We start from the raw sequence: 25,960 nt of genomic DNA, 5'->3' as shown, positions 1-25,960 counted from the left end.
GGTGGTGCGTGCGGCCGATCGGAGGGATGCCCGACGGGGCGATCTTGTAAACCCGGGACGGGCGGGGCGGCCCGCCCGTCCCCCGGGGAAAGATCACGACATGCCGAGATGTTTCCGGGCGAAGCCGATCTCGGCGGCCATCTGGGTGATGCGCTCCTCGACGACGAGGGAGCCGTGGCCCGCGTCGTACCGGTACACCTCGTGCGGGTGCCCCCGTTCGGCGAGCCGCGCCAGGTAGTTGTCGATCTGCCGGATGGGGCAGCGCGGGTCGTTCTCCCCCGCCAGGACCAGCACCGGCGCCTTGACCCGCGCGACGTAGGTGATGGGGGAAGACTCGCGGTACCGCTCGGGGACCTCCTCCGGCGAACCGCCGAACAGGGACCGGTCGAACGCCTGGAGGCCCTCCATCTCGTCCTCGAACGCGGCGACGTAGTCGGCCACCGGAACGGCCGCGACCGCGACGCTCCAGTCGTCCGGCCGGGTGCCGATGCCGAGCAGGGTGAGGAACCCACCCCATGACCCGCCGGTCAGGACGAGGCGCGCGGGATCCGCGAGGCCCGACTCGACCGCCCAGTCGCGGACGGCCTTGATGTCCTCCAGTTCGGTGATCCCGACGCGCCCCTCGATGGCGTCGCGCCACGCGGAGCCGTAGCCGGTCGAGCCCCGGTAGTTGACGCGGACGACCGCGAACCCGTGGTCGACCCAGGCGGCGACGGCGGGGGCGAACGAGTCGTCGTCCTGCGCGGTCGGCCCGCCGTGGACGTCGAAGACGGTCGGGTGAGGGCGGTCGCCCTCCGGCCTGCTGACCAGCGCGTGGATGCGGCCGGCCGGGCCCTCCACCCACACGTCCTCGACCGGGACGGACGGCGGCGCCGCGGGTCCGGGCGGGGTGAGCACGACCGCGCCGGACGTCGAGCGGATCACCGGCGGCTCGGCGGCCGACGACCAGGAGAACTCGACCGTCCCGTCCGGCCGGACGTCCGCCCCGCCGAGCACCCCGCGCGGCGTGTCGATCCTGGTCAGGTCGCCGTCGGTCAGGTCGTAGCGGTAGAGCTCGTCGCGCGCCTCGTGCGAGTGGGAGAGCAGCAGCGACGCCCCGTCCGGGTACCAGCTCGCGCCGATCTCGCCGGGCAGGTCGAGGACGATCTCCTGCTCGGTGCCCGCGATCGGGTCCCAGATGAGCATCTCCTCCCGGCCGCGCCGCTCGTGGTTGACCAGAAGCCGCGGATCGCCGTCGACCGGAGCGAAACCGGCGCCGTAGACGCCCTTGCCCGGTCCGTCCCAGAGGTCGGCGACCGGGGAGCCGTCCTGCCGCACGACGCGCAGCGCCATGTGGCGGCTGTCGCCGTGCTCGCTGTGCCCGATCGCGATCAGGGACTCGTCCCGCGAGACGCCGGCGACGTGGGCGTCCTCCGCGTGGTGGTAGAGCACCTCCGGCGCGGAACCCGGCCGGCACAGGTGGACGGTGTTGCCCTCCTCGGTCGTCCGTCCGATCACGGCGAGGCCGCCGCGGCCCAGGGCCAGCCCCGACGGGTACGACGGCTCCAACTCCGGGACTGCCGGAACGCTCTCGGTCTCCCCGAACGGGACGCGCTTCCACACGCCGAACTCGTCGCCGTCCGTGTCGGCGAACCACCACACCCATTCGCCGGAAGGGTCGACGGTTCCGGACCACGTCCCGTTGGGGCGGTCGGTCACCTGGCGCTGCTCACCCGTCTCGCGGTCCCATGTGTAGACCTCCCAGGTCCCGCTCACGTTGGAGCGGTAGATGCTGCGGTTCGGGGCGTCACGTGCCCATCGGGGCAGGCTGATCCGCGCGGCTCGGAAACGCGCCTTCCAGCGCTCGTCGTCGACCATCCCCCCAGTATCGCCGAGCCCCCCGCACCGCCATGGCGTGAAGGCGGTCGCCGTCCCCATCGAGAGGTGGGTCAGCTCCGGCGGTCGGCGGGGGCGAGGATGAAGGTCGTCCCCTCGTCTCCGGGGGGCTTCACCGCGAGGCCCGTCTCCGAGAGGGCTGCGGCGATCTCCTCGCGGTCGCCCGCCCAGCCGAGGTGCAGCTCGTCGACCAGGTCGCCCCTGGTGTCGAAGGCGTCGTCGTGGCTCTGGGTGTTCTCGCCGTCGGGGCCGGTCCCGCCCAGGATCAGCGCCCGGTTGTCCTCGTTCAGCGGGAGGACGGCGAACAGCCCGAGCGGCCCGTCGGGGATGTCCGTGCAGAAGTACCCGCCCGCGTCTCTGAGCAGCCCGGTCTCGGTGAGAAGCGTGAGGTCGGCCTCGGACAACCCGAGTTCGCTCCCCGTCGTGACGTCCAGGGTGACGACGTCCTCCTCGCCTGCGGCCACGGCGTTCCTCCAGAGAGATGAGTTCCCGGCTAGGAAGGGACCGTAGTGACCCGCCCGCGCCGTGTCTCCGGCTCGCCGACATTGATGATCATGCGGCTTCCGCCGGTCAGGGAGCGGGGACGCCGGCCACGAAGGTGCGTTCCTGGGGGGATGGCACGAGTTCCACCGTGGTGCCGGGGCGGAGGTCCTCGCCGAGGACGTCGGTGACCGCGTCGGTGAGGGCGGCGGCCAGGTTCGCGCTGATCTCGGCGGCGTCGGGGCGTTCGAAGGCGGCTGCGCGGACGCCCATGAGCAGCGAGACGTTCGTGTCCACGGCCTTGCCGCCCTGCGCGAAGCGGCCGGCGGGGACGCCGGACAGGCGGATGCCCACCAGGCCGCGGGCCCATTCGCCGTAGACGCCGACGATAGCCTCGGTCAGAGCGGTGATGAGCTCGGATTCGTTGCCCGCCAGCTTGTCCTCCGGCAGGTGGACGGTCAGATGCGGCACAGGGGTCCCCGTTCTCTTTGGCCTCAAAGGCTTTGATTTTAAAGGTACTTGTGGAGGGTGCCGATGTCCACCGAATCGGGCGGTCCCGCCGTCGACGAGGCCGTCCGCACCCTGCTGCTGCTCATGCCGCGGCTCGTCGGCCGAGCCAAACGCCTGCCCATTCCGCCGGCGCTCCAGGGCCTCGACCTGGCGCCGCGCCATCTCGCGCTGCTGGCCCACCTGGAATACGACGGCCCGGCCAGCGTCAACGAACTCGCCGCCCGGCTGGAGGTCGCCCCGACGACCGTCAGCCTCATGGTGAGCGACCTGTCGCGGCCGGGCGTCCTGGAACGCACCCCCGACCCCGCCGACCGCCGCCGCCGCATCGTCGCCATCGCCCCCGCCTTCGCCGCGCCGATCGCCGAATGGCTCTCCGGAAGCGCCTCCGCCTGGGAGCGCGTCATGCGCGACCTCGCCCCCGCCGAACGCGCCACGATGATCAACGCCCTGCGGGCCTATGAGGCCGCATTGGAACAGGGCCCCGCCGAGCGTCAGGGCACCGATCCGCGTTGACGGTCGCCTTCGGCCGGCCCTGCGGCGGTCAGGGGGTCTTCCGCGTACGGTCGGGCGGCGTCGGGAGCCTCGTCGCGGCCAGGGTGTGGTGGACGGTGCGGGCCACGCGTTCGATGGTGGTGACTCCGTAGGCCATGGACGGGGTGTCCTGCGTGAGGACCACGATCATGTAGTCCTCGCCGTGCCCGTCGAAACCACCGATGCTGTGGACGCGCCAGCGCCGCTCCGGGCGCGGCAGCCAGCCGTTCTTCACGTGCCAGGTGACGCCGGCGGGACGTCCGGCCGGGGTCCCCCACCGCTGTGCCGGGACGACCTCGTGCATCAGCTCCAACGCGTACGCGCGGGCCTTGGCGGGCAGGAGCTCGCTCGGAGAGGTGAGCTGTTCCAGCAGCTCGATCTCGTCGTGCGCGGTGATCTGGGTCAGTCCCCAGCGGCCGCCGGGGTCCAGTTCCGTCTGCGTCATCCCGGCCTCGTCGAGGAAGCCGGCGATGCGGGCGCGCCCCAGCGCACGCCACAGGGCGGAGGTCGCGCGGTTGTCCGAGCGAGTGATCATCCTGCGGGCCCGGATCCTCTCGGTCGCCGTCAGCGGGCGGTCCTCGCCGGCCGCCCGGCGCAGCAGCGCGCCGAGGACCGTGACCTTGACGACGCTCGCCGAGTCGTAGTGCCGCCCGGCCGCCACCGCGCAGCGGATGCCGCGCCTGCGGTCGTACACGGCGACGGACTCGGTCCCGGCGCGGCCGCGCAGCGCCTGCCTGAGCCGCGCGCCGAGCCGGTCGGCCGCCTTCGGGTGCCGGGACGACGAGCAGGGGCCGTCCGGGGCCGCGGCCCGGGCGGGCGCGGCGGCCGGCAGCAGCGCGGCCGCGAGCGCGAGCGCGGCGATGGATCGTGCCATCCGGCCACGTTAATGATCATGAAAGCAGGGGCGGGGCGTCCGGCGGCCGTGCTTCGGTAAAGGACGGCTCAGGGAGTGGCCAGGCGGCCGAGCAGCTCGTCGATCGCGGCGCGGACCTGCCGGTCCATGGCCCGCGCGAAGCCGGCCTCCACCGTGACCTGGGCCCCCGGGCGCAGCCGGGCGATGGTCTCGGTGAGGGCCCCGAGGTGCCGGTCGTCGACGGCCTCGTCCAGGTGCCCGACGACGTGCGTCGTGATCAGCCGGACGAACATCGCGGCGAGGTCGTCCATGCTGTGCTGGAGCTCCTGCCCGGCCGCGAGCACGGCGTCCAGCGGCACCCCGGCCCGGACCAGCGCCACCGTCGCGTCGAGCTGGCGGCGGCTCCAGTGGGTGACGCGGTGGCCGTCCACCTCGATGTGGCCGAGCGCGACGGCCCGCCCGACGGCCTCCGGGCCGACCTCGCCGGGGAACAGCGCGGCCAGCTCGTCCAGCGTCATCGTCACCGGGACCTCGTTCGACCACGGGGTCGTGACCGCCTTCTCGACGCCGAGGACGGTGCCGATGTCGCGGCCCTGCTCCCAGGCGGCCAGCAGCTCGCGGATGCCCTCCAGGGTGTGCCCGCGGTCCAGCAGGTTCCCGATCATGCGGAGGCGGGCCAGGTGGTCCTCGGAGTACAGGCCGATGCGTCCCTCGCGGCGGGGCGGCGGCAGCAGCTTGCGCTCCTGGTAGTACCGCAGCGTCCGCACCGGGACCCCGGCGGCGGTGGCGAGTTCGCCGATGCGGTACTCGCGGGCCCCGGCGCCGGGGTGGCCGCCCTGTTCCTCCATCGGCTCTTCGCTCACGGCGGCCAGCATAGTTCGCGGCCGGTCCGGGCCACGTCCCGCATCGCTCGGCGACGGAACGCCGGGGCGATCGCGCACGTCATATCCCTCGTCGGTGTCGACGCCCCCTGCCGGAGAGAGGCACAAGATGTTGAAGACCCGTTCCGCGGCCCTTGCGCTCGTCGGTCTGGTCGCCGCGTTCGGGCTGACCGCCTGCGGTCAGGACCGGTGGTGCGAGCACGACGCGACCGACACGAAGGTGAGCGACCGCTTCTGCAAGAACAACACCCCCGGGTACGAGTGGGAGTCGGACGGCGGCGGCCACAAGAAGAAGTCGTCCAAGCACAAGACGGTCAAGAAGACCAAGTCGCGCCACTGACCCCGGCGGGCCGGGACGCCGAGCCGGTGGCCCGAAAGCCGAAGGCCCCGGCCGGACGAACCGGCCGGGGCCACCTGCCGTGCGTCAGCCGGGGCAGAAGAGTCGTGCCTTGTCGCCGTTCTTGTGGTGCTGCCCCCAGCCCTGAACGACATCGCCGACGACTGCGGTCCGGTAGGTCTCTCGGCCCGGGGTCCGCTCGCACGGGATCGTCGCCTTGACCTGGAGATACGCCCCCCACTTCTTGAGGACGTACGAGTTCTGGCCTGTGTTGCAGGCCCAGCCGCCGAGCGGTACGCGCTTGCACAGCGACACCTCAAGGGTGATGTGGCCGGGCTTGTCGCAGATGATGCTGCCGTAGCCGACGACCTTGGCGGCCGCGCCCTTCCCGCTGACGGCAGGGCGCCACGAGCGCAGAACGCATCTCTTCTTCGCGCCTTCGGGGTGGGAGGACGGTGCTTTCTGAACCGGTACTCCTGCATCGGCCGCGACCTTGGTGTCCGAGGCGCGGCTCGCCACTTCCCCCTGCCCCTGGAAAACAGAGAAGAACATCAGGGCAGCCGTCATGGCGCTGCACGCTGCGCCGCTTGCGGCGATATCCACAACTCGTCGCTTCATCGAGCCCCGTCCTTCCGCTCGTTCTCTCAGTTGAGAACACGCTAGAAGGATTCGAGTCCCGCCTTTCAGGGCCCTAGGGCCCCGTCCGGCTCGGGCCGGGCCCCGAGCGCAGAGAAGATCTCGTCGGGCCCGCGGGTCACGGGAGGCGGGCCGGACCGATCACGGGAGGCGTCGAGCCGCGGGCGGCTGCGTGACGCGCCGGACGGTCCTGGTCCTGCGCTGCCGGCGCCGGGGCGCCTCGTCGGCGGAGTGGGGCGCCTCGGCGGCGAGCAGGTCGGCGAGCGAGCGGGGGAGGATGTCCTCGCGACGGTCGGCGAACGGTGAGCGCATGATCCCTCCCGGGGTCAGGCGGCGGTGGTCAGGTCGGGGTAGGCCGCGTGCACGGTGGTGAGCGCCCAGCGCATGCGGGCCAGATAGGTCTCCGGGTGGTCGCCGGCCTCCTGGGCGACGGTGGCGACCCACGCGGCGCTTTCGCCGCCGCAGGCTCCGAACCGGTCGTTGATCGCGGTGCGGACCTGCTCGGCTGAGGGACGGTCGGACTCCTGCAGCCGGGAGGTGAACAGGATCTCGGCGAGGTCGGACGCGTTCATCGAGGTGAAGCTCGGCATGGTCGACATCGGAGTGCCTTCTTCCTGCGGGAGACTTCCTCGTCACCCTTCTGCTGCTTACGACTCTGCCTCCCGCACGAATTCATCGCCATAGGGGAAAACCCCGATTCACGGTGGAGTTTCCCCCCGGGTCACCCCCTGGGGGGAAGGTGACCCGGGGGAGGCCCCGTACCTCTCAGGGGCGCCTGCCAGGGCCGTCGACGATTGTCTGGGTCAGTTCCGCGTACCAGGACAGGACAGTGCCCGGCTTCGTCGTGACCGACTTGCCGCCATCCAGCGGGTGCGTGTGGGCGCGCGCGACGTCCTCGCGGCTGCCGAGGTAGGCGTAGGTGACGGGGTCGAGGATGATGCTGGTCCGTTCGCCGAGATCGTCGGTCCGGGCGAAGGCGACGCCGGGGCGGCCGGCGGCGTCCCGCACGTTCTTCTGCAGCGTCACGCCGTCGACCTTGGGCAGTGCCCGGTAGACGGCCGATCGCAGCTTGGGCGGCGACGGGTCGCGGAGGATCTTCTCCATGAACTCGAAGACGTCCTGGGCGCCCGTCTCGCCCTCCTGGGTCGGGTACCGGGCCGTGGAAAGGCGATGCAGGAGTGCGCCGGGTGCCGTGGGCAGGGTGCCGTAGTTGCCGAGGTTGAACAGCGGTCCGTTCTGCGAGTCGTTCGGGGGGTGGGAGAAGACTCGCAGCCTGCCGCCGAAGTAGTGGGCCCGGCCGCCGCCGTCGACACGCTCCCAGTCCTCGTACGTTATCCGGGAACCGACGTCGACGCCCTTCCACCAGGTGCTCATGTTCCAGCCGCCCGCGGCGACGGAACGCGTGTAGACCCACTGCTCGGGCCCGGGCTTGCGGTACGGCTGCCGCTCGGCGGCACGAGCGGCACGTGAGCCCAACTCGACCGCGCTGACCAGCTGGACGTCGGGAAACGGCTTGGCGTCCACAGGGGGAAGTGCCGTCGTGGGAAGCGGCGGACGCGGTGCCTTGCCGGAATCGTGCAGGAAGAAGGCCCCCGCCACGGCCGCGGCGGCCATGACCGCCCCGGCCGGCAGTATCCAGCGCGTGAGCCGGCCACCGGTGGGGAGGGCGACCGGGCGCCGGCGTCTTCCGGTCGCGGTGCGGGCCGCGGGCTCGTCGCCGGCGGCCAGCGCCCGCAGGCCGCCCCGCACCGACTCCTCGGCCTCGGCGGACATCGGCGGAACGGTCTCGCGGAACTCCCGGACCTTCGTGAGCTCGTCCATCAGTGCTCCTCTCCGATCGAAACTGCGTCGCCGAGCACCCCGCGGATCTTGCGGCGGGCCCGGTTGAGGCGGGAGCGGACGGTGCCGACGGGGATGCCCAGCGCCGCGGCGACCTCCTCGTAGCCGAGTTCGGCCCAGGCGAACAGCAGCAGCACGTCGCGGTCGCGGCGGTGCAGCGCCGCGATCACCCCGGCCAGGCGGCGGTCCTCGACCTGCGCGTCCACGCGCCGGACGACGGCCTCCGCGAGCGGCTCGGGAAGCGGGTCGAGTCCCGTGCGCTGGAGGGCCCGGTACATGCGCTCCTCGGTGCGGCGGTGCCGCGCGATGAGGTTGGTCGCGATCCCGTACAGCCAGGGGCGCGCCACCGGCTGCGCCAGGTCGTAGGAGGCGCGCTGCCGGAAGGCGGCGAAGAACGTCTCGGCGACGATGTCCTCGGCCGCCTGCGCGCCGAGCCGCCGCGCCGCGTACCGGTGGATCTGGCGGCCGTACCTTTCGAACAGCACCGCGAAGCTCTCCGGCTCGGTCAGCGAGTGCCGGATCGCCTCGGCGTCGCTCAGGTCCCGGCAGGCCCGGTGACCGACGGCGGCGCCGGTCACCGGGTGGGCCCGTCTCGATGCGTCATGGTGTCCCTTCGTGAGGTTGCGACGGGTTGTTGCCCGAAGACCCCACTCGGGTTCACGCGCCCGCCAGAGGGCCGCCTCAGGACGTGCCCTGCCAGGGGCGGTGCGAGAAGGCGTCCGTGAGGGCCTCGCGGAAGGCGCGTACCGCCGGGTGGGAGCCGCCTCCTCGGCGGGACGCCGTGAAAAGGCGCCGGGTGCGGTGCTCCTCCGGCAGCCCGGTGACCGGTACGGCGGGCGGGCCGTCCTGCCACACCAGACCCGGCAGCAGCGCGGCGGCGTGGCCGCGCTCGACCAGCCGCAGGTGCAGCAGCAGGTCGGTCGACTCGAAGCGCACGTCCGGCTCGAAGCCCGCCTCCCGGCACAGCCGCGTCGCCCACCGCCGGGACGCCGTGCCCGCCGGCTCCATCACCCAGGGGCTCCCCGCCAGGTCGCGCAGGGCCGCGTCCGGTGAGCGCGACGGGAGCGCGAGGCGGATCTCGTCCGTCCCGAGCTCCGCGTAGTCGACGCCCGGCGGGCGCGGGCTCGGCTCGCCCGGGTACTCCTCGGTGATCACCAGGTCGAAGTCGCGCGCGAGCAGGGCGGGCAGTGCGCTCTCCGGCTCCCGCTGCGTGACCTCGATCCGGAGCCGCGGATGGGCGTCGCGGAGCGCGCTGAGCGCGTCCGGGACGAGCGCGAGCGCGGCCGTCTGGAACGCGGCGACCCGCAGCACCCCCGTGATGCCGTGCAGGGACGCGGCGAGGTCGGCCTCCGCCTGTTCGAGGCGCTCCAGCACCGCTTCGGTGTGCGCGACCAGGATCTCGGCCTGCGCGGTAAGCCGGACGCGGCGGCCCACCGGCTCCAGCAGCGGCACCCCGGCCTCCTTCTCCAGGACGGAGAGCTGCTGCGAGATAGATGACGGGCTATAGGAGAGGGCCTCGGCGACGGCGGCGAGCGTCCCCCGGTGTTTCAGCTCGCGCAGGAGCCGGAGCCGGTGCAGGTCGAGCATGGCTCCTCCATTCATCGGCTTGAGTGACGATTATTCCTCGGAAACATTCGCTGGACCGATGGGAAGTCGGTGCGGCACGGTGTTCGCCATGGTCACGGCCCCTGCCTCGGTTGCCCGTTCGTCCTGGTTCGCCCGTCCGGCCGCGCGGGACTGGACGTGCCCTCCCGCGCCGCGCGACGTCGCCGCCTTCCACCGGACGCTCCCCGGCTACGCCCCGACTCCGCTCGTGGAGCTGCCGTCCCTCGCGGCCGGACTGGGTGCGCGGCGGCTGTTCGCCAAGGACGAGTCGGCGCGCCTCGGGCTGCCCGCCTTCAAGATTCTCGGTGCCTCGTGGGGCGTCCACCGGGCGCTCTGCGACCGTCTGGGCCTCGCGCCCGGCGCCACGTCCCTCGCGGCTCTGCGGTCCATGCGGCCGGACGTCCGGCTCGTGACGGCGACGGACGGCAACCACGGGCGCGCGGTCGCGGCGATGGCCCGGCTTCTGGGGCTGCCCGCGGACGCCTACGTCCCGCGCGGCGTCCACCCCGAGGCCGTGGCCGCGATCAAGGCGGAGGGCGCGGCCGTGACCGAGATGCCGGTGCCCTACGACGAGGCGGTGCGGGCCGCTTCCGATGCTGCGGCGTCCGACCCGTCGGCGCTGCTCGTCCAGGACACGGCGTGGCGAGGCTACGAACGCGTGCCGCAATGGATAGTCGAGGGGTACTCCACCCTCTTCACCGAGATGGACGAACAACTCGCTGAGGCGGGGGCCGCCCCAGCGGGCCTTGTGGCGATTCCAGTCGGGGTGGGGTCGCTGGCCCAGGCGGCTGTGACTCACTACCGCTCTGGGCGGTCCGCCCCCACGTTGCTCTCCGTCGAACCCGATGCGGCGCCCTGCGTGTTGGCGAGCCTCCACCAGAACAGGCCGCTGACCGTTGAGACGGGGCCGACCACCATGGCCGGTCTGAACTGCGCAACCCCGTCGACTCTGGCTTGGCCCGTCCTACGCTCCGGTCTGGACGCCGCCATAGCGGTCACCGACGCATCCACGGCCGGCGCGGCGCGCGACCTGGCCGACCTCGGCGTTCCAGCCGGGCCATGCGGCGCCGCCTCCCTCGCCGGTGCCCGCGCCGCGCTGGCACCGGACCGCCGTCCGCTCCTCGCGCCCGGGCACGCGGGGACGGTCGTCCTTCTGGTCACCGAGGGCCGGGCCGCCAACCCAGCTTGATGACATTTCGGAAAAGGGGGCAGCGCATCCGACCTACGCGCCGGTAACATAGCCCCACCGCATCCGCCTGGATCGGTGTGCTCTCGGCCAACGCTCCCGGTCCCGCCCCGGGGACGAGCAACGAGAGGGGACGCGCCATGCAGCCCACTCTGGACCAGTTCCTCACCGACCGCCTCGACGAGATCACCGCCGAGGTCGCCGGTGAGATCGCCGAGCGCGTCCCCGCCTACACGCACCTGAGGGCGCGCGAGATCCTCGCCCTCGTCCGGGACGCCCTCGCCGCCTACACCGGTGCCCGCGAGACCAGCACCGTGCTCGACGCGTTCCGCGCCCTCGGCGCCAGCGAGGCCCGCGCGGGGCAGGACGTCCGCCACTTCGAGTCGGCGCTGCGCACCGGCGCCCGCGTCCTCATCCGCCGGACGGCCGGCGCCGCCGCGCGCCTCTACCCGCCCACGGCCGAGTACATCACGGTCATGGAGCAGGCATTCAGCGCCGAGGGCCGGATCGTCCAGGCCGCCGTCGAGGGGCACCACCGGGCCGGGCGGCGCGACGGCACGCGCCGCCTCCACACCCTCATCTCCGAGAACTAGGCCCGCCGGACGGCCCTCTCGTTCGCCACGCAGTGCGTCATCTTCAGACCGTCGACGTCCCGCGACCCGTTCTGGCCGAGGTTCTTCAGCCGTCCCTGGTCCTCGTCGGTGAGGTCCTGCCCGGGCAGCGGGCCGAGGTGCCTGACGTCGTCGGCGGAGATGCCGAGCCCCTGGCCGACGCGCAGTCCGAGATCGTCCTCGACGAGCAGGAAGTGCCACACCATGCGCTCCTGGACGGGCCGCGCGCACTGCGAGATCAGCTCGACGAAGTTGTGCACCAGGTCGTCGCGCTCCCAGTCCTCCATCAGCAGGTAGCGCTGGCCCGCCTGCTTGTAGTCGTTCGCGCGGGCGATGCGCATGCGGGTGAGGCGCCCCGTGATCTCCGGGCCCTGCTCGTCGTGCGTCGGGTACTCGCCCTCGCGCAGGCCCCCGGTGATGGACGGCTCGTAGTTCACGTGGGGGTTCGCTCCCCCGGCGTCCACGTGGTACGTCATCTGCCCGTCGCGCTGGTTCGTCCGCACATTGGCGCCCTTGGCCCGGTTGACGGGCAGCTGGAGGTAGTTCGGGCCGACCCGGTGGCGCTGGGTGTCGCTGTAGGAGAACGTCCGCCCGACGAGCATCTTGTCGTCGGAGAAGTCGAGCCCGTCGACAAGGACGCCGGTACCGAACGAGATCTGCTCGTTCTCGGCGAAGTGGTCCTCGACGTTGCGGTCCAGGACGATCCGCCCGACCGGCTTCGGCGGGAAGTCGTTCTCCGGCCACACCTTCGTGTCGTCGAGGGGATCGAAGTCCAGCTCCGGATGATCGTGGTCGTCCATCATCTGGACGACCAGCTCCCACTCCGGGAACTCCCCGCGGTCGATGGCCTCGTGCAGGTCTCTCGTCGCGTGCCCGAGGTCGTCGGCCTGCACCGCCGCCGCGTCGTCCGCCGTCATGCTGCGCACGCCCTGCTTCGGCATCCAGTGGTACTTCACGAGCTTCGTCTCACCTGCCTGGTTCACCCACTTGTAGGTGTTCACGCCGAACCCCTGCATGTGCCGGTAGTCGGCCGGGATCCCGCGCGGGCTGAACAGGTTGACGAGCATGTGCATCGTCTCGGGTGTCTGCGACATGAAGTCGAAGATGCGCGCCGGCTCCTGCCGGAACGTCACCGGATCGGGCTTGAGGGCGTGGATGACGTCGGGGAACTTGATGGCGTCCCGGATGAAGAAGACCGCCAGGTTGTTGCCGACGAGGTCCCAGTTGCCCTCCTCGGTGTAGAACTTGATGGCGAACCCGCGCGGGTCCCGTGCCGTCTCCGCCGAGTCGCGCCCGCCGATGACCGTGGAGAACCGCAGCGCGACGGGCGTGCGCCTGCCCCCGGCCTGGAACAGCCTGGCGCGGGTGTACGCCGAGATCGGCTCGTCGCCCCACTTCCCGTACGCCTCGAAGAACCCGTACGCCGTCACGCCGCGCGCGTGGACGACCCGCTCCGGGATGCGCTCCCGGTCGAAATGGCTGATCTTCTCAAGGAACTGGTAGTTCTCCAGCGTGGCCGGGCCACGGGAGCCGACCGTACGCTGGTTCTGGTTGTCGTATACCGGGTGGCCCTGCCGGTTGGTCAGCACCGGACGGTCGTCCCCCGGCTGTGGCCCCATGCTCGCAACGTCCGTCACGACGCCTGTCTCCTCTCACCCGCTCTCGCTGGCGCCCTACCCGGCGGGAGACAGGAGATGGTCTGCACCGGGTAAACCCCTGCTGGGGCGAGGCCCGGAAGCCTCGTCCGCCTCCGGGCCCCGACATCCTGGGCCCGAAGATGTGGCCGCCTTCGCCGGGTAGCAGGTCTCGCCGTCGGGGACCGCGCCGTCCCGGTCCCGGTGCACCCTGGAGACGCCCCGACGTCAGCCGGCGAGCGCGGAGGCTATGGCGGGGCCGAACGCGGCGCCGAGCAGGTAGAAGAGGTTGAACTGGCCCATCGCCGTCGATCTGGCGCCCTCGGGCACCGCGTCGGCGCCGCGTGCGGCGAACACCCCTTGTCCAGAGGCGGCGGCGAGGGAGGTGAACGCCTGGGCGATGAGGAGGACGGCCGGCGAGAAGCTGAGGCACGCCAGCCCCGCGCCTACCGCCGCCAGCCCGGGGAAGAGCACGGCGACGGCCTTCAGCGGCGCCTTCGCGGTGGCGGCGATCATCCCGTAGGATCCCAGCCCGCCGAGCAGCAGCGGCCACAGGATGGCGGCTCCGACCTGGCCGCTGCTCCAGTCCGCCTGTTCGGCGAGCAGGGCGGGCAGCAGATAGATCATGCCGAAGTTGGTCGCGGCCAGCAGGAACGCCAGTCCGGACGCCACGAAGAACACCGGGGCGCGGACGATGGACGCGGGCACGAATCCGTCGCGCCTGGAGCGCAGGTGCAGGGCCAGCAGCCCGCCGGCGGCCACGGCGGCGGCCCCGGCGGGCCGCCATGAGTGGGGCACGGCCACCAGCGCGGAGACCAGTGCCGCCAGCAGCACCGCGCCCACCGGATCGAAGGGCGCGTCCGGCGCCGGGCCGCTCGGTCGGTGGCGCAGCACGCCGGGAACGGCGAGCAGGCTCAGTGCGGGCAGGGCCAGGCCCGCCTGCCAGGACAGCAGCTCTCCGGCCAGGTCGGCGACCAGCGGCGCGGTGGAGCCGACCGTCGCCAGCGAGGCCGTGACGAGTCCCAGGGCGCGCGCCGAGCGGGTGAGGCTCATGGCGATCGTGGTGAACCCGGCGGTGCCGAGCCCCTGGGCCGCGCTGCCGAGGACCAGCATCGGCAGCGAGGGCGCGACCACCACGAGCGACGCGCCCAGGGCGACCAGCGCGGCACAGGCGAGCAGGGCCCGGCGGACGCCCTGGTGGCTCTGCAAGCCCGCCATCAGGGGGGTGCCGATCGCAATGGCCCAGCCGAAGGCGGTGACGATCCAGGTCACGGCGCCCAGACTCAGTGCGAGGTCGCGGGCGGCGTCCGGCAGGATGAGGCTGGGGCCGGCGATCCCGAAGGAGAGCGGCCCTGCCAGCAGCGCCAGCCACGCAGCCGGGACCCCGCGACCCGCGGATCCGGGCCGATCCGGGGCTCCGGTCCGCGCGGCCGAAGGGGTGGTGGACGGGGTCCTCATCCGTCCTCCCCGCTCGCGGGCAGCGCCGGGTAGTCGGTGTAGCCGTGGTGGCCGCCGCCGTAGAAGGTGCTCGGGTCGGCTTCGGTGTACGGTCCGCCCACCGTGATCCTGGTGGGAAGGTCGGGGTTGGCCAGCCACAGCCGGCCGAAGGAGATCGCATCGGCCAGGCCGGACCGCAGTGCCTCGATCCCGTCCGCCGGGCCGGCCGGCTCCTCGCCGCTCCACGGGTGAGGGTTGAGGACGAGGGGGCCTTCCCACTCGGCGCGGATGAGTTTGGTCACGTGGCGTGTGTCGTTCTCCGAGACGTGCATGTACGCCAGGTCGTGCGGTGCGAGTGCGCGCACCAGTTCCGTGTAGAGGACCTCCGTGTCGCTCTCGTCCATGCCGTTGTAGGTGATGCCGGGTGAGATCCGGATGCCGGTGCGGCCCGGTCCGATCACGTCGGTGACGGCCTGCACGACCTCCATGGCGAACCTGATGCGCCCGGCCACCGAGCCGCCGTAGGCGTCGCTGCGCCGGTTGGTGTTGTCGGACAGGAACTGGTGGATCAGATAGCCGCTGGCGCCGTGCAGCTCGACCGCGTCGAAGCCCGCGTCCATCGCCAGCCGGGCCGCGGTTGCGAAATGCTCGATGGCCTGGTCGATGTCGGCCAGCGTCATCTCCCGCGGCGTCGGGCACTCCACCGGCCCTTCGGGGGTGTAGAGCCGCTCTCCGGAGCAGACGGCCGACGGGGCGATGGGCAGTTCTCCTCCGGGATACAGGCAGGGATGGCCGATCCGCCCGGAGTGCATGATCTGGACCGCGATGCGGCCGCCTCGCCGGTGAACCGCGTCCGTGACCGCCCGCCAGGCCGCCGCCTGCTCCGGCGAGTGCAGGCCGGGGGTGTCGATGTAGCCCTGGCCGAGCACGCACGGCTGGGTGCCTTCGGTGATGATCAGGCCGGCGGCGGCGCGCTGGCCGTAGTACTCGGCGGTCAGTTCGCCGACGAGCCCGCCCCGTGCCCGGCTCCGCGTCATGGGCGCCATGACCAGGCGGTTGGGAAGATCCAGCTCGCCGATGGCCACCGGCGTGAAAAGCTCGTTCACGACCATCCTCCTCGTTGCAAGATCGTCTTCGTTGCCACGAGGGTAGAAACGGGCTTCTACCGGCCGAATCGGTAAGGTTTCGGTACTGGACTACTGGGATCGCGTACGTATCCCGGACGGTACGCCGTACGTATCCCGCACGGGAGGCATGGTCGGTTGCTGTACGGCAGGGCGAGCGAGCAGGCCGCGATCCAGGACCTCGTGGACGCCGCGCGTGCCGGCCGCAGCGGCGGCCTCGTCGTGCGCGGCGAGCCCGGCATCGGCAAATCGGCGTTGCTGGACTGGGCCGCGGAGTACTGCGCCGGCACCGGCGTGCGAATACTGCGGGTCACCGGCATCGAGACGGAGGCGGATCTCGCCTTCGCCGGGCTCGTCCAACTGCTCTGGCCGGTCCAGGAACACCTCGATGCCCTTCCCGCGGCACAGACGGACGCCCTGCGGGCGGTGCTCGGCTCGGGCGACCCGGCCGGGCAGGACAGGTTCCTGTCCGGGCTGGCCGTGATGAGCCTGCTGGCCCATCTGACCGACGGCGGACCGGTGCTCTGCCTGGTCGACGACGCGCACTGGCTCGACCATGCCACCGCCGACGCCCTGCTGTTCGCCGCCCGGCGCCTGACGGAGGAGAAGGCGGCGCTCCTGTTCGCCGCGCGGGAGGAGGGCTTCGACGCCCCCGGCCTGCCCGAGATCCGCCCGTCGAGGCTGTCGCTGGAAGACGCGGAACGTGTCCTGGCACACCGGGGCCTGGCCCCCGCGGCGCGGGAGCAGGTGATCGCCGAGTCCGAGGGGAACCCGCTGGCGCTGATCGAGTTCTCCTCCGAACGGAGGCGCTACCACGCGGCGGCCGGCCCGATCCCGATCGCCGACCGGGTGCTCGCGTCCTTCCGCGCACGCATCGCCCTGCTGCCCGACCGGACCCGCCTGATGATGCTGATGGCGGCCGCCGAGGGCCGCGGCGACCTGCCGATGCTGCTGAGCGCCGCGGACGCGCTCGGAGTCGGACCGCAGGATCTGGAAGGGGCCGAGAGAGCCGGGATGGTCGAGGTGAGTGCCGCAGCCATCGCCTTCCGCCATCCCCTCATCCGCACCGCCGCCTACCAGGCCGCGCCGCTGGCGCGGCGGATCACCGTGCACCGGGCGCTGGCGGACGCGGCCACCGACGACGACTGCCGGGTCCGGCATCGGGCCGCGGCGACGACCTCACCCGACGAGGACCTGGCGGTGGACCTGACGCGCGCCGCCGAACGAGCGCGCGGCCGGGCCGCCTTCGCCGCTGCCGCCGGGCTGTGGGAACAGGCCGCGGCCTTCACCCCGCGACCGTGCGACCGGGCCGTCCGGCTCGGCCAGGCCGCGGCGCTGGCGCTCTCGTCCGGCCACACCGACCACGCCGCCGGCCTCGTCGGCCGGGCCGAGGCCATCCTGGACGATCCCACGTCCCTCGCCACGCTGACCGAGACACGAGCGGCGGTGGAGTTCGAGCGGGGACAGGGCCGCCAGGCCGCCCGCCTCCTGATGGAACGGTGCGCCGCCGCGGAACCCGTGCGCGCCGTGTCCATGCTGCGCACGGCGACCGGGTACGCCTGGCTCTGCGGCGAGGCGGAGGTGATCCGGGGTGCGGCCGCACGGCTGACCGCCATGGGCGCGCAGGATCCGATGGTCCAGGGGCTGGCGCACCTGGTCGACGACGACTACGCGCGCGGCATGCCGCTGCTGGCAGAGTTCGTCGCGGACACGCTGCCTGACGTCACCGGCCAGGCGCCGCGGACGCTGCCGGAGGGCACCGTCCAGTCGGCCGCCTTCTGCGCGATGGTCATGGCCGACGACGACGCGGCCGCCGCCCTGGCGAGCGCCGAGGTGGCCCGGTTCCGCAAGCAGGGCCTGGTGGTGGCGCTGCCGCAGGTGCTGCAAGACCTGGCCGGAGTGCAGGTGCAGGCCGGCGGGCACCGTGCCGCCGAGGCGTCCATCGCCGAGGCCGTTCAGCTGGCCCGCGACACCGGGATGCACGGGCGCGTCGGGCGACTGCACGCGGTACTGGCCAGAGTGGCGGCGATCGAGGGCGACGAGCAGCGCTGCGTCCGGCTCACCGGCGACCAGCCGGACGCCGGCGGCATGACCGGCCTCGCCGCGCTCTGCCTGCTCGACATGGGACTGGGACGCTACGACCGGGTGCTGGAGCGGCTCGAAGCCGCGGAGCGGGGGCCGCTGCGCCACCTGACGGTGCTGGTCACAGCCGAAGCCGAAAGGGTCGAGGCGGCCGTGCGGCTGGGCGCTCCTGAGCGGGCCCGGGAGTCCCTGCGCCGCCTGGAAGCGTGGGCCCGCGCCGGTAGACGGCCATGGGCCGAGGCGGTCAGCGCCCGCTGCCGCGGGCTGCTGAGTGACGACGAGGACGACTACCTGCGCGCCCTGGCGGCGCACCGGCGCGCGAACCGCCCTTTCGAACAGGCGCGGACCGAGCTGGTGTACGGCCAGTGGCTGCGCCGGGCCCAGCGCCGCACCGACGCCCGCGCCCCGCTGCGGGCGGCGCTCAAGACCTTCGAGCGGTTGCGGGCCGCGCCGTGGCTGGCCCGCACGGAGGCGGAGCTGAAGGCGACCGGGGAAACCGTCCCGACCGCCCGGCCGACGGCCGCCGACCCGCTGGAGCGGCTGACGCCCCAGGAACTCCAGGTCGTGCGCCTGGCCAGGGACGGCAACACCAGCCGGGAGATCGCCGCGCACCTGTTCCTCAGCCCGCGCACGGTGGAGCACCACCTCTACCGTTCCTACCGCAAACTCGGCATCCGCTCCCGCCGCGAGCTGGCCCGCCTTGAAGCGGACGAGCTGGGAGGCGGCTGATCACCCGAAACGACCCTGGCCTGCCGACCGTGCACGCGTCGGCGAAGAACTCCTCGATTCGTGCCTGCCACGCGGGCGAGTGGCCGGCCGTCCGCCCGGGATCATTCGGCGAGGGCGGTGGCGAGGTCGTCCAGGTGGCGGGAGACCGGGCCCAGGGTGAGCAGCCCGCTCTGCGCGCCGGCGAGCTCGCTCGCGGCCGGCATGAGTTCGTCGCGTGCCCGTCGCATCGCCGCCCGGTCGCCCACGGCGATGGCGGCCTGGGCGGTGAGGCACCACAAGGCTTCGAGCAGCAGATCGCGCGGCGGGTCGGGGACCTCCCGCAGCACTGCGGCGGCCTCGACGGGACGTCCGCGCGCCAGCAGGACCAAGGGGCGGGCCCAGGGCAGGTACGGCCCCCAGTCGGCGGGCTCGGTCTGAGCGGGCAGCCGGTGCTGGACGCGCAGGCAGAGGAGGGCGAGCGGCGGCAAGCCATCCTCCAGACCGGGCATACCGCACCCCTTCAGGCGAGCGGCCGCACCCCGGTAGGCCCCCTCCGCCTCCTCGAACGAGGCCCCGCCGGACGCGGCGAGCCGCAGCGCCCGGTACCAGGTCGTGAACACGCCGACCAGCGGACGTTCGTGCCGCTCGGCCAGGTGGTCGGCGGCGGCCGCGTGCCGGTCGGCGCCGCCGAAGTCGCCGAGCGCGCCGCGGGCCTGGACCCGGATGAGGTGCCCGAGCACCTCGTAGCTCGACAGGTCGCCCCGCGCCGACAGGTCCACCAGCTCGGCGCCGATCTCGTCCCGTCGCGGCGCCAGCCCCGCCCGGTCGAACGCCTGCATGAACGCGCCGTTCAGCGCGAACGCCAGGAGGGCGGGATCATCACGCTCGCGGGCCGTCCGGACCGCCGCCCGCGCCGCCTCGCGCCCGCGGTCGTGGCGGGCGCCGCGCGACTCCAGCGCGATCGTTGCCAGCAGCCGGGCCCGCGCGGCCTCGTGCCCCTGCGGCAGCCTGTCGAGGGCGCGCTCCGCCGCCGCCACCACCCCGGCCGCCTGGCGCGGGTCGTCCGACCGGGTCCAGATCGCCGGGACGTCGAACGCGCCGATCACCCGGGCGGTCAGCTCCGCGTCGCCCAGCTCCTCCGCCGCCGTGATCGCCGCCAGGCGCTGCTCGCGGGCCGCCACCAGCCCCCCGGCGCCGGTCACCGCGAGGCTCCGCAGGAGGCCGACCGTCGACTCCAGCCGAGCGCGCGCGCCGGACGCCACCGTCCGGTCGTACGCCTCGGCCGCCTGCGCCCACACGCGCGACGCCGCATCCCGTGAGGGTTCCAGGTGGTCGGCCTGGCGGAGGATGTCCGCCTCCAGGCGGCGCAAGGCCGGACCGGGGTCCAACCCCAGTTCCTCGACCAGAAGGCCGCGCGCCCTATGGAGGACGGCCAGCGCGTCCCCTTGGCGGCCGGTGCGGTACAGGGCGAGCGCCAGCAAACGCCACGCGTCCTCGCGCCAGGGATGGTCGGCGACATGCGCGTCCAGGTCCGGGATCGCCTCGGCGGCCCGACCCTGCGACAGCCGCGCCTCGGCCTTCCGCTCGACGGCGCGCAGCCGCAGTTCGGCCAGCCGGGAGTGCTCCGCCCGCGCCCACGGCTCGTCGGCGAACTCGGCGTAGGCGGGGCCGCGCCACCAGCTCAGCGCCTCGTCCAGTGCGCCCGCCGACTCGGCGGGCGGACGGTCCGAGGCTACGACCCGCTCGAAGCGCCAGGCGTCCACGGCCTCGGGCCCGGCGCGCAGCGCGTACCCCGGACCCTCGGTGACCAGCAGCCGGGGCGGCGTCCTCGGCGGACGGTCCGGTTCGAGGACGCGCCGCAGGGCCGCCACGAAGGTGCGGACGGCTCCGACCGCGTCCGACGGCGGATCGACCCACAGATCGTCCACGATCCGGGAGACCGGCACCACGCGTCCGCGCGCCACGATCAGGCGGGCCAGGACGGCGCGGTGACGCGGCCCCTTCAGCGCGATCGCGTTCCCGGACCCGTCCCATGCGGTCACCGGCCCGAGCACCCCGAACAGGACCTCCACGCCACCACGGTATAGCGCGCTCATCGGATGCTCATTCGCGCCCGGCAGCCTGGACGCATGCCAACGATCAGCGATTTCGGCTACCAGCGCGTCCCCGTCGCCGAGGGCGTGTCACTCAACGCGGCGGTCGGCGGATCGGGCTCCCCGATCGTCCTGCTGCACGGCTTCCCGCAGACCCACCTGATGTGGCGGCACGTCGCCCGCGACCTCGCCGCCGACCACACGGTCATCGTCCCCGACCTGCGCGGATACGGCGAGAGCGACAAACCGTCCGACGGCTACTCCAAGCGGACCATGGCCGCCGACACCGTCGCCCTCGCCCGCGCCCTCGGCCACGACCGCTTCGCCCTCGCCGGCCACGACCGCGGCGCGCTCGTCGCGTTCCGCGCCGGCCTCGACCACCCCGGCACGATCACCCACCTGGCCTGCCTGGACGTCCTGCCGACCCTGGACATGTGGGACGTCCTGCACGGCGCGTCGGCCGCCGTCGGCTTCCACCTGTACCTGATGGCGCAGCCGCCCGGCCTCCCCGAGCAGCTGATCGCCGGGGCCTCGGACGCCTTCTTCGGCCACTTCCTCGACGTGTGGACGAACGACCCGTCCGCGATCCCGCCCGACGTCCGCGCCGCCTACCTGGACGCCTGCCGCGCCGCCGTCCCCTCGATCGTCGCGGACTACCGCGCGTCCGCCGGCGTCGACGTCGACCACGACAGGGCCGACCGCGCCGCGGGCAACCGCCTGCGGATGCCCGTCACCGTCCTGCAGCAGGACTGGGGCGCCGCCCTGGGCTACGACGCCGTCGCGCTGTGGGGCGCCTGGGCGGCCGACCTCCGGCATGAGACCGTCACGTGCGGCCACTTCATGGCCGAGGAGGCTCCTGCGGAGGTGGCGAAATCCCTCAGGGCGCTCTTCGACCGCTAGGGCAGGACGGGCGGGCGGCCCTACCAGAAGGGCGGGCCGCCCTGCGTCGCCGCCCACACCCACACGTAGATGATGAAGCCGGTGGCGACCAGCCCCACCAGGAGTTCCCAGTTGGGCGGCGACCCAATTCGTCCGCGCGTACGGTGCATGGCGATCGTCCGTTCGTCCGGTGTGCCTCGTCGTGACTGACCTAGCCGGAGGCGTCCCGGACAATCCCAGCAGCGGGCAAACTCAGCGGAGGTAGTTCTCGAAGCCCTGCGCCAGGGACTCGGCCATGAGCTGCCTGAACGCGGGACTGGACATCTTGCCCGCGTCCCCCGCGTTCTTCATGTTCCCGCATTCGATGAGCACGGCCGGCACGGTGGACATGTTCAGCCCGCCGAGATCATCCCGCCGGTCGAGGCCGTCCTTCCCGAGGTAGTCGGCGTAGGGCAGGCTCGTCCCCGACCGGTATGCGTCGCGGATCGCCGTCCCCAGACGGGCGGACGGGGCGACGATCTCTCTGTTCCTCCCTACGGGCAGCGGCAGGATGACGTGGAATCCGTGCCTGGACGCCGCCGCCCCGTCGCCGTGGATCGACAGCGTCGCGTCGGCGTGCGCGCGATTCCCGATCGCCGCCCGCTCCGTGACGCACGGCCCCACCCCCGTGTCGCCGCCGCGCGTCAACGTCACCCTGGCGCCCCTGGCCCGCAGCGCCTTCGCCAGCCGGTTCGAGACGTCCCAGGCGAAGGCGTGCTCGGCGTAGCCGTCCGCCGTGGCCGTACCGGTCGTGTTGCAGGCCTTGTGCCCGTTGCCGACCCACACCGGTCTGCTGATCGCTTCCGGATGGGCCGCGTTCCCGCCGTTGTGGCCGGGATCGATCACGATCACCTTCCCGCTGAGCCGTCCCGGCGCGGCCGATCCGCTGCCCTTCGCGGCCGGCGGCGGCTCGCTCCCCATGGCGGGCGAAGCATGGCAGGCGACCAGACCCAGGCAGACCAGACCGGCCGCCACGGGCTTCCCCGCACGCTTCTCCATAGGTGGGCCTCCCCTCGGCTCGGCCCTCCACCCGGATCTTGCGCCGGCCCCCGCGACGCCAAACGGAACGGGCGGGAGGTCGCCCTCCCGCCCGTTGTGCCCAGTGCCGGACTCAGCTCTTCGTGAACTGGGCGATGGCGCCGAGGACCACCGTGTCGGTGAGGTAGCCGATGTGGGTCTGGCAGGCGACGTTGTGGTTGTTAGCGCCGTCCAGCCGCGTGCTGGTGTAGGGGATGATGATGCCGTCGCACGCCGAGTACCAGGTGGCGTACTGCGTGCTGCCGGGCGTCTCGTCCCCCGCGGTGATCTGCTGGATGAACGTCGACCCGGGCAGCATCTGCCGGCACGTCTCGTAGATGGTGCACGCGCTGGCGTACGTCGTCCCGTGGTTGGCCCCCGCGATCGACGCCAGGTGCGCGACGTTCGGGTTCCCGTTCAGCACCTTCAGGTAGTACTGGCTGACCAGGCCGCCCATGGAGTGGTTGACGATGTCGACCTTGGAGGCGCCGGTCCGCGACTTCACCTGGTTCACGTACGACGCGAGACCCGCCGCGTTCTGCTTGTTGTCGCCGTAGGAGTCGTACTCGTAGGCGTACAGCTGGTCGCTGCCGTAGCCCGCGGCGCGGAACACCGACATGGCGGTGACCCAGTTGGACGCGTTGCCGGTGTACCCGTGCACGAACACCACGGGTCGCGGCCCCGCCGCCTGCGCCGGCGCGAGGCCGACTCCGAACGCCGCCAGCGCCGCGAGCAACGCGACGAGGGAACCGAGGACCTTTCGCATGGAACCTCCAGGGGTGGGACAGCCAACGCCCCGGAGTCTGACCCCCGCCATCCCGGCGGGCATCGGCGAAACCACCGGCCTTCGTCCGCGCGCTCAGCGCTCGCCGGCGGCGCCGCTGCGCTGGAGCTGCTTCCGCGAGGTGATGCCGAGCTTGCCGAACGTCTTGCGCAGATGCCACTCGACCGTGCGCGGGCTGATGAACAGCCGGGCCCCGATCTCCGGATTGGTCAGGCCCTCCCGGACGAGCCGGACGATCTGCGCCTCCTGCGGCGTGAGCTCGCTCGCGGCCTCCCCGGCGCGTTTGCGGACGTTCTCACCCGTGGCCAGCAGCTCCCGGGCCGCCCGCCGCGCGAAGGCGTCCATCCCCATCTCGGTGAACGACGCATGGGCGGTTCTGAGCTGCTCGCGGGCGGCCCTCTGGTGCCGCTCGCGGCGCAGCCACTCGCCGTACAGGAGATGCGCGCGGGCCAGCTCGCCGCGGACGCCCGTCCGCCCGAGGAGATCGATCGCCTCCCGGTAGTGGCCCTCCGCCGCCGTGCCGGTGCTCATGAGGGCCTGCGAGCGCGCGTGGACGCCCAGCGCCCAGCCCGTCCCGGCCGGGACCGTCACCTCGGTGAGCCGCCGGAGAGCCGCGGCGGCCCGTCCGGGCGCACCGCTCCGGACGGCCGCCTCGACGTACTCGACCAGCGCCCACGGCGCGGCACCCACGCCCGCCGGACGATCCTCCCCGGCGTCGGGGACGGCGGCCAGCGCCTCCTCGTACCGGCCGAGGCTGTTGGCCAGCAGGGCCGCCGCCCACGCGCCGACCGCCGGCCCGTTGCCCTCACCCCGGCTCGCCGCCTCCGCGGCGACGGTCCGCCGCAGCGCCGCGCCCTCGGCCTCGCGGCCCCGCCACGCCGTGACCAGCAGCGCACCGTAGAGCGGCGGCGGGCTCCCGATCGCCTCCGAAACCGTCGTGATCTCCTCGACCAGGGCCTCGGCGTCCGCCAGCTCGCCCGCGAACACCTCCACTGCGACCCGCTGGGTCAGGGCGAGCGGCAGCGCCATGGCCTGCCCGGACTCACGGGCGAGCCGGACATGCCGGGCGGACAGCACGTCCCACGTCCCGTGATCCCACAGCGCCGCCGCCATCACACCGGCCGGCCAGAGCCAGCGCAGCCCGTCCTCGTCCGGCAGGTCGGGGCCGCGGAAGACGCGCATCGCCTCCTCCAGGGCCGGCACGCTCGCGGCGAGGCCCTCGGTGATCCGCAGAGCCATGCCGTCCAGAAGGACATCGGCCGGCCGCGGCTCACCCTCGGGCGGCGGCGCCGACCGCGCGGCCTCGGCCGCCTCCACCTCCCCGGCGCCCTCCGCCAGCGGCCCGGCGAACAGCGCCGCGTTGATCGCCTCCAGATACGTCTCGCGCGCCAGCGGCGCGTCCAGCGGGGCCAGCCGCCGGGCGGCGTCGAGCAGCAGGCGCGGAGCGTCGCGGCCCCGGCCCACCGTGAAGGCGATCTGGGCCCGCAGCAACCGGACCTGACCGCGCCGCGCCTGATCGAGCGGAACGGCCTCCGCGACCGACAGCATCCTGAGCGCCGTGTCCGGAGCCCCGGCCTGGTGGGTCGTCCGCGCGGCGGCCAAGGCGCGCTGCTGGCGCCGGACGTGGTCAGGGGTCAGTTCCACCGCCCGCGCGAGGAACGCCGCCGCGGCGGCCAGCCCGCCCCGCTTCCGCGCGCGCCCGGCCGAACGCTCCAGCTCCGCCGCGATCTCCTCGTCCGGCGCCTGCGCACCCTGCGCCGCGTGCCAGACACGGCGCTCGGGCTCGTCCTCCGGGTCGATGACCTCGGCCAGAACGCGATGCGTGGCGCGCCGGTCCTCCGGCGACGCCGCCCAGTAGACGGCGGAACGCACCAGCGGATGGTGGAACCGCACCCGATCGTCGATCTCGACGAGCCCCGCCGCGACGGCCGGCGACGCCGCCTCGATCCCGATTCCCAGCCGGTCGGCCGCCCGCCACAGCAGGACCGGCTGCCCGCCCGGCTCCGCCGCCGCGACCAGCAGCAACCGCCGCGTCCTCTCCGGCAGCCCCGCCAGCCGCCGCTGGTAGATCTCCCGGAGCCTCCCCGCGAGCGCCTCGACGTCCGGTATCCCGAAGCCGCCCGCGAGCTGCTCCAGGGCCACCTCTTTGGGCATCTCCTGCAGGGCCAGCGGATTGCCCCGCGTCTCGGCCACGAACCGGTCGAGGACCCGCTCGTCCAGCCGGCCGGGCAGTGACGCGCGGAGCAGTTCCCGGGCGTCCTCGTCGGGAAGGCCCATGACGGCTATTTCTGGCAGTCCGACGAGATCCGTCGTTTCCTCGGGTTCGCGGACCGCGAAGACCAGCGCGACCGACTCCGCGCGCAGCCTCCGGGCCGCGAACGCCAGCGCCTGCACCGAGGGCCGGTCGAGCCACTGCACGTCGTCCACCAGGCAGATCAGCGGACGTTCGCGGGCGGCCTCGGAGAGCAGGCCGAGGACGGCCAAGCCGACGAGGAACCGATCTGGGGCGGGTCCCGAGCTCAGCCCGAGCGCTGTGTGCAGCGCCTCACGCTGGGGAGCGGGAAGCGCGTCGAGCCTGTCCGCCCGCGGCGCGCAGAGCCGGTGCAGCCCCGCGAAGGCCAACTCCGTCTCGGACGGGACACCCGTGATCCGGACCGTTTGCAGATCGGGCGCCCGCTCGACCAGATACCGCAGCAGCGCCGTCTTGCCCACGCCGGGCTCACCGTGCAGCACCAGCGCCCGGCTCTCACCGCCGCGCACGCCGTCCAGCAGCGCGTCCAACTCAGCACACTCGCCGCGTCGACCTCGTAGCACCTGGT

At 73.2% G+C, this 25,960-nt stretch carries 25 protein-coding genes; 6 read left to right on the top strand and 19 right to left on the bottom strand.

The window, feature by feature from the left end; genetic code table 11:
* Positions 1-93: 93 nt before the first annotated feature.
* The 3 genes from CHC11_RS06890 to CHC11_RS06880 all read right to left on the bottom strand — a co-directional run bounded on the left by CHC11_RS06890 (position 94) and on the right by CHC11_RS06880 (position 2,826).
* Positions 94-1,857 carry a S9 family peptidase gene (locus tag CHC11_RS06890; protein ID WP_089310724.1) on the bottom strand — a complete coding sequence of 588 codons (1,764 nt, stop codon included), beginning with the start codon at positions 1,855-1,857 and terminating at the stop codon, positions 94-96.
* A 71-nt stretch (positions 1,858-1,928) separates the two neighbouring features.
* Positions 1,929-2,339, bottom strand: coding sequence for a hypothetical protein (locus CHC11_RS06885; RefSeq protein WP_089310723.1), 411 nt, complete (start codon positions 2,337-2,339; stop codon positions 1,929-1,931).
* Positions 2,340-2,445: 106 nt separating this feature from the next.
* Positions 2,446-2,826: a tautomerase family protein gene (locus CHC11_RS06880; RefSeq protein WP_089310722.1), complete on the bottom strand. Its 381-nt coding sequence runs from the start codon at positions 2,824-2,826 to the stop codon at positions 2,446-2,448.
* A gap of 63 nt (positions 2,827-2,889) precedes the next feature.
* Between CHC11_RS06880 and CHC11_RS43320 the strand changes: the two genes are divergently transcribed.
* Positions 2,890-3,378, top strand: coding sequence for a MarR family winged helix-turn-helix transcriptional regulator (locus tag CHC11_RS43320; protein ID WP_089310721.1), 489 nt, complete (start codon positions 2,890-2,892; stop codon positions 3,376-3,378).
* Positions 3,379-3,406: 28 nt separating this feature from the next.
* Here CHC11_RS43320 and CHC11_RS06870 read toward each other — a convergent pair whose 3' ends face one another.
* Positions 3,407-4,270 (bottom strand): serine hydrolase, encoded by an 864-nt coding sequence (locus CHC11_RS06870; RefSeq protein ID WP_089310720.1) that lies wholly within the window; start codon positions 4,268-4,270, stop codon positions 3,407-3,409.
* A 68-nt stretch (positions 4,271-4,338) separates the two neighbouring features.
* Entirely contained in the window at positions 4,339-5,112 is a 774-nt protein-coding gene (locus CHC11_RS06865; protein WP_245918832.1) for a MerR family transcriptional regulator, read from the bottom strand.
* Positions 5,113-5,239: 127 nt separating this feature from the next.
* On the opposite strand from CHC11_RS06865, the gene CHC11_RS06860 reads away from it, so the two are divergent.
* Positions 5,240-5,470, top strand: a complete 231-nt coding sequence (locus CHC11_RS06860) for a hypothetical protein (protein WP_089310719.1) — start codon at positions 5,240-5,242, stop codon at positions 5,468-5,470.
* 84 nt (positions 5,471-5,554) lie between these two features.
* Here the strand turns inward: CHC11_RS06860 and CHC11_RS06855 are convergent, their stop codons facing one another.
* The 6 genes from CHC11_RS06855 to CHC11_RS06835 form a co-directional block, all read right to left on the bottom strand.
* The gene (locus CHC11_RS06855; protein ID WP_143226956.1) at positions 5,555-6,085 is read right to left on the bottom strand and encodes a hypothetical protein; all 531 of its coding nucleotides are present in this window, start codon (positions 6,083-6,085) and stop codon (positions 5,555-5,557) included.
* Positions 6,086-6,244: 159 nt separating this feature from the next.
* The gene (locus CHC11_RS41115; RefSeq protein WP_179278726.1) at positions 6,245-6,415 is read right to left on the bottom strand and encodes a hypothetical protein; all 171 of its coding nucleotides are present in this window, start codon (positions 6,413-6,415) and stop codon (positions 6,245-6,247) included.
* Positions 6,416-6,429: 14 nt separating this feature from the next.
* On the bottom strand, positions 6,430-6,702 hold the full coding sequence (locus CHC11_RS06850; RefSeq protein ID WP_089310717.1) for a hypothetical protein: 273 nt from the start codon (positions 6,700-6,702) through the stop codon (positions 6,430-6,432).
* A 166-nt stretch (positions 6,703-6,868) separates the two neighbouring features.
* On the bottom strand, positions 6,869-7,924 hold the full coding sequence (locus CHC11_RS06845; protein ID WP_089310716.1) for a CU044_5270 family protein: 1,056 nt from the start codon (positions 7,922-7,924) through the stop codon (positions 6,869-6,871).
* Positions 7,924-8,520, bottom strand: a complete 597-nt coding sequence (locus CHC11_RS06840; RefSeq protein ID WP_179278725.1) for an RNA polymerase sigma factor — start codon at positions 8,518-8,520, stop codon at positions 7,924-7,926. The genes CHC11_RS06845 and CHC11_RS06840 overlap by 1 nt, the downstream gene beginning before the upstream one ends.
* A 103-nt stretch (positions 8,521-8,623) precedes the next feature.
* On the bottom strand, positions 8,624-9,529 hold the full coding sequence (locus CHC11_RS06835) for a LysR family transcriptional regulator (RefSeq protein ID WP_089310715.1): 906 nt from the start codon (positions 9,527-9,529) through the stop codon (positions 8,624-8,626).
* An 88-nt stretch (positions 9,530-9,617) separates the two neighbouring features.
* On the opposite strand from CHC11_RS06835, the gene CHC11_RS06830 reads away from it, so the two are divergent.
* Entirely contained in the window at positions 9,618-10,736 is a 1,119-nt protein-coding gene (locus tag CHC11_RS06830; protein WP_089311076.1) for a pyridoxal-phosphate dependent enzyme, read from the top strand.
* A gap of 137 nt (positions 10,737-10,873) precedes the next feature.
* Positions 10,874-11,326, top strand: coding sequence for a PucR-like N-terminal domain-containing protein (locus tag CHC11_RS06825; RefSeq protein ID WP_089310714.1), 453 nt, complete (start codon positions 10,874-10,876; stop codon positions 11,324-11,326).
* Here CHC11_RS06825 and CHC11_RS06820 read toward each other — a convergent pair.
* The 3 genes from CHC11_RS06820 to CHC11_RS06810 all read right to left on the bottom strand — a co-directional run bounded on the left by CHC11_RS06820 (position 11,323) and on the right by CHC11_RS06810 (position 15,527).
* The gene (locus CHC11_RS06820) at positions 11,323-12,981 is read right to left on the bottom strand and encodes a catalase (protein ID WP_089310713.1); all 1,659 of its coding nucleotides are present in this window, start codon (positions 12,979-12,981) and stop codon (positions 11,323-11,325) included. The genes CHC11_RS06825 and CHC11_RS06820 overlap by 4 nt on opposite strands.
* 225 nt (positions 12,982-13,206) lie before the next feature.
* Complete coding sequence (locus CHC11_RS06815) at positions 13,207-14,436, bottom strand: MFS transporter (RefSeq protein WP_089310712.1); 1,230 nt, start codon at positions 14,434-14,436, stop codon at positions 13,207-13,209.
* Positions 14,433-15,527, bottom strand: coding sequence for an alkene reductase (locus tag CHC11_RS06810; RefSeq protein WP_089310711.1), 1,095 nt, complete (start codon positions 15,525-15,527; stop codon positions 14,433-14,435). The genes CHC11_RS06815 and CHC11_RS06810 overlap by 4 nt, the downstream gene beginning before the upstream one ends.
* Before the next feature lie 150 nt (positions 15,528-15,677).
* Here CHC11_RS06810 and CHC11_RS06805 point away from each other — a divergent pair, with 150 nt between their 5' ends.
* Entirely contained in the window at positions 15,678-18,350 is a 2,673-nt protein-coding gene (locus CHC11_RS06805) for an ATP-binding protein (protein ID WP_089310710.1), read from the top strand.
* Between the two features lie 101 nt (positions 18,351-18,451).
* Here CHC11_RS06805 and CHC11_RS06800 read toward each other — a convergent pair whose 3' ends face one another.
* A complete protein-coding gene (locus CHC11_RS06800) occupies positions 18,452-20,425 on the bottom strand; it encodes an AfsR/SARP family transcriptional regulator (protein WP_218825959.1) in 1,974 nt (657 codons plus the stop codon).
* A 33-nt stretch (positions 20,426-20,458) separates the two neighbouring features.
* Between CHC11_RS06800 and CHC11_RS06795 the strand changes: the two genes are divergently transcribed.
* Positions 20,459-21,322 (top strand): alpha/beta fold hydrolase, encoded by an 864-nt coding sequence (locus tag CHC11_RS06795; RefSeq protein WP_089310708.1) that lies wholly within the window; start codon positions 20,459-20,461, stop codon positions 21,320-21,322.
* Positions 21,323-21,342: 20 nt separating this feature from the next.
* Here the strand turns inward: CHC11_RS06795 and CHC11_RS43315 are convergent, their stop codons facing one another.
* From CHC11_RS43315 to CHC11_RS06780, 4 genes are all read right to left on the bottom strand, one after another.
* On the bottom strand, positions 21,343-21,471 hold the full coding sequence (locus CHC11_RS43315) for a hypothetical protein (RefSeq protein WP_281258283.1): 129 nt from the start codon (positions 21,469-21,471) through the stop codon (positions 21,343-21,345).
* Positions 21,472-21,553: 82 nt separating this feature from the next.
* A complete protein-coding gene (locus tag CHC11_RS06790) occupies positions 21,554-22,339 on the bottom strand; it encodes an N-acetylmuramoyl-L-alanine amidase (protein ID WP_089310707.1) in 786 nt (261 codons plus the stop codon).
* Between the two features lie 112 nt (positions 22,340-22,451).
* Positions 22,452-23,123, bottom strand: a complete 672-nt coding sequence (locus CHC11_RS06785; RefSeq protein WP_179278724.1) for an esterase/lipase family protein — start codon at positions 23,121-23,123, stop codon at positions 22,452-22,454.
* A 93-nt stretch (positions 23,124-23,216) separates the two neighbouring features.
* Complete coding sequence (locus tag CHC11_RS06780; RefSeq protein ID WP_089310706.1) at positions 23,217-25,955, bottom strand: ATP-binding protein; 2,739 nt, start codon at positions 25,953-25,955, stop codon at positions 23,217-23,219.
* Positions 25,956-25,960 lie beyond the last annotated feature (5 nt).

The sequence above is a fragment of the Actinomadura mexicana genome (genome assembly GCF_900188105.1).
Classification (GTDB): domain Bacteria; phylum Actinomycetota; class Actinomycetes; order Streptosporangiales; family Streptosporangiaceae; genus Spirillospora; species Spirillospora mexicana.
The sequence above is the reverse complement of the archived record's forward strand: the minus strand, read 5'-3'. Positions and strand labels throughout refer to the sequence as shown.

What these genes read in the sequence shown, in the direction of transcription:
- CHC11_RS06890 (WP_089310724.1), bottom strand. Translation starts at nt 1,857, where the DNA reads ATGGTCGACGACGAGCGCTGGAAGGCGCGTTTCCGAGCCGCGCGGATC.
- CHC11_RS43320 (WP_089310721.1), top strand. Translation starts at nt 2,890, where the DNA reads ATGTCCACCGAATCGGGCGGTCCCGCCGTCGACGAGGCCGTCCGCACC.
- CHC11_RS06870 (WP_089310720.1), bottom strand. Translation starts at nt 4,270, where the DNA reads ATGGCACGATCCATCGCCGCGCTCGCGCTCGCGGCCGCGCTGCTGCCG.
- CHC11_RS06860 (WP_089310719.1), top strand. Translation starts at nt 5,240, where the DNA reads ATGTTGAAGACCCGTTCCGCGGCCCTTGCGCTCGTCGGTCTGGTCGCC.
- CHC11_RS06855 (WP_143226956.1), bottom strand. Translation starts at nt 6,085, where the DNA reads ATGAAGCGACGAGTTGTGGATATCGCCGCAAGCGGCGCAGCGTGCAGC.
- CHC11_RS41115 (WP_179278726.1), bottom strand. Translation starts at nt 6,415, where the DNA reads ATGCGCTCACCGTTCGCCGACCGTCGCGAGGACATCCTCCCCCGCTCG.
- CHC11_RS06850 (WP_089310717.1), bottom strand. Translation starts at nt 6,702, where the DNA reads ATGTCGACCATGCCGAGCTTCACCTCGATGAACGCGTCCGACCTCGCC.
- CHC11_RS06845 (WP_089310716.1), bottom strand. Translation starts at nt 7,924, where the DNA reads ATGGACGAGCTCACGAAGGTCCGGGAGTTCCGCGAGACCGTTCCGCCG.
- CHC11_RS06835 (WP_089310715.1), bottom strand. Translation starts at nt 9,529, where the DNA reads ATGCTCGACCTGCACCGGCTCCGGCTCCTGCGCGAGCTGAAACACCGG.
- CHC11_RS06830 (WP_089311076.1), top strand. Translation starts at nt 9,618, where the DNA reads ATGGTCACGGCCCCTGCCTCGGTTGCCCGTTCGTCCTGGTTCGCCCGT.
- CHC11_RS06825 (WP_089310714.1), top strand. Translation starts at nt 10,874, where the DNA reads ATGCAGCCCACTCTGGACCAGTTCCTCACCGACCGCCTCGACGAGATC.
- CHC11_RS06815 (WP_089310712.1), bottom strand. Translation starts at nt 14,436, where the DNA reads ATGAGGACCCCGTCCACCACCCCTTCGGCCGCGCGGACCGGAGCCCCG.
- CHC11_RS06810 (WP_089310711.1), bottom strand. Translation starts at nt 15,527, where the DNA reads ATGGTCGTGAACGAGCTTTTCACGCCGGTGGCCATCGGCGAGCTGGAT.
- CHC11_RS06800 (WP_218825959.1), bottom strand. Translation starts at nt 20,425, where the DNA reads ATGAGCGCGCTATACCGTGGTGGCGTGGAGGTCCTGTTCGGGGTGCTC.
- CHC11_RS06795 (WP_089310708.1), top strand. Translation starts at nt 20,459, where the DNA reads ATGCCAACGATCAGCGATTTCGGCTACCAGCGCGTCCCCGTCGCCGAG.
- CHC11_RS43315 (WP_281258283.1), bottom strand. Translation starts at nt 21,471, where the DNA reads ATGCACCGTACGCGCGGACGAATTGGGTCGCCGCCCAACTGGGAACTC.
- CHC11_RS06790 (WP_089310707.1), bottom strand. Translation starts at nt 22,339, where the DNA reads ATGGAGAAGCGTGCGGGGAAGCCCGTGGCGGCCGGTCTGGTCTGCCTG.
- CHC11_RS06785 (WP_179278724.1), bottom strand. Translation starts at nt 23,123, where the DNA reads ATGCGAAAGGTCCTCGGTTCCCTCGTCGCGTTGCTCGCGGCGCTGGCG.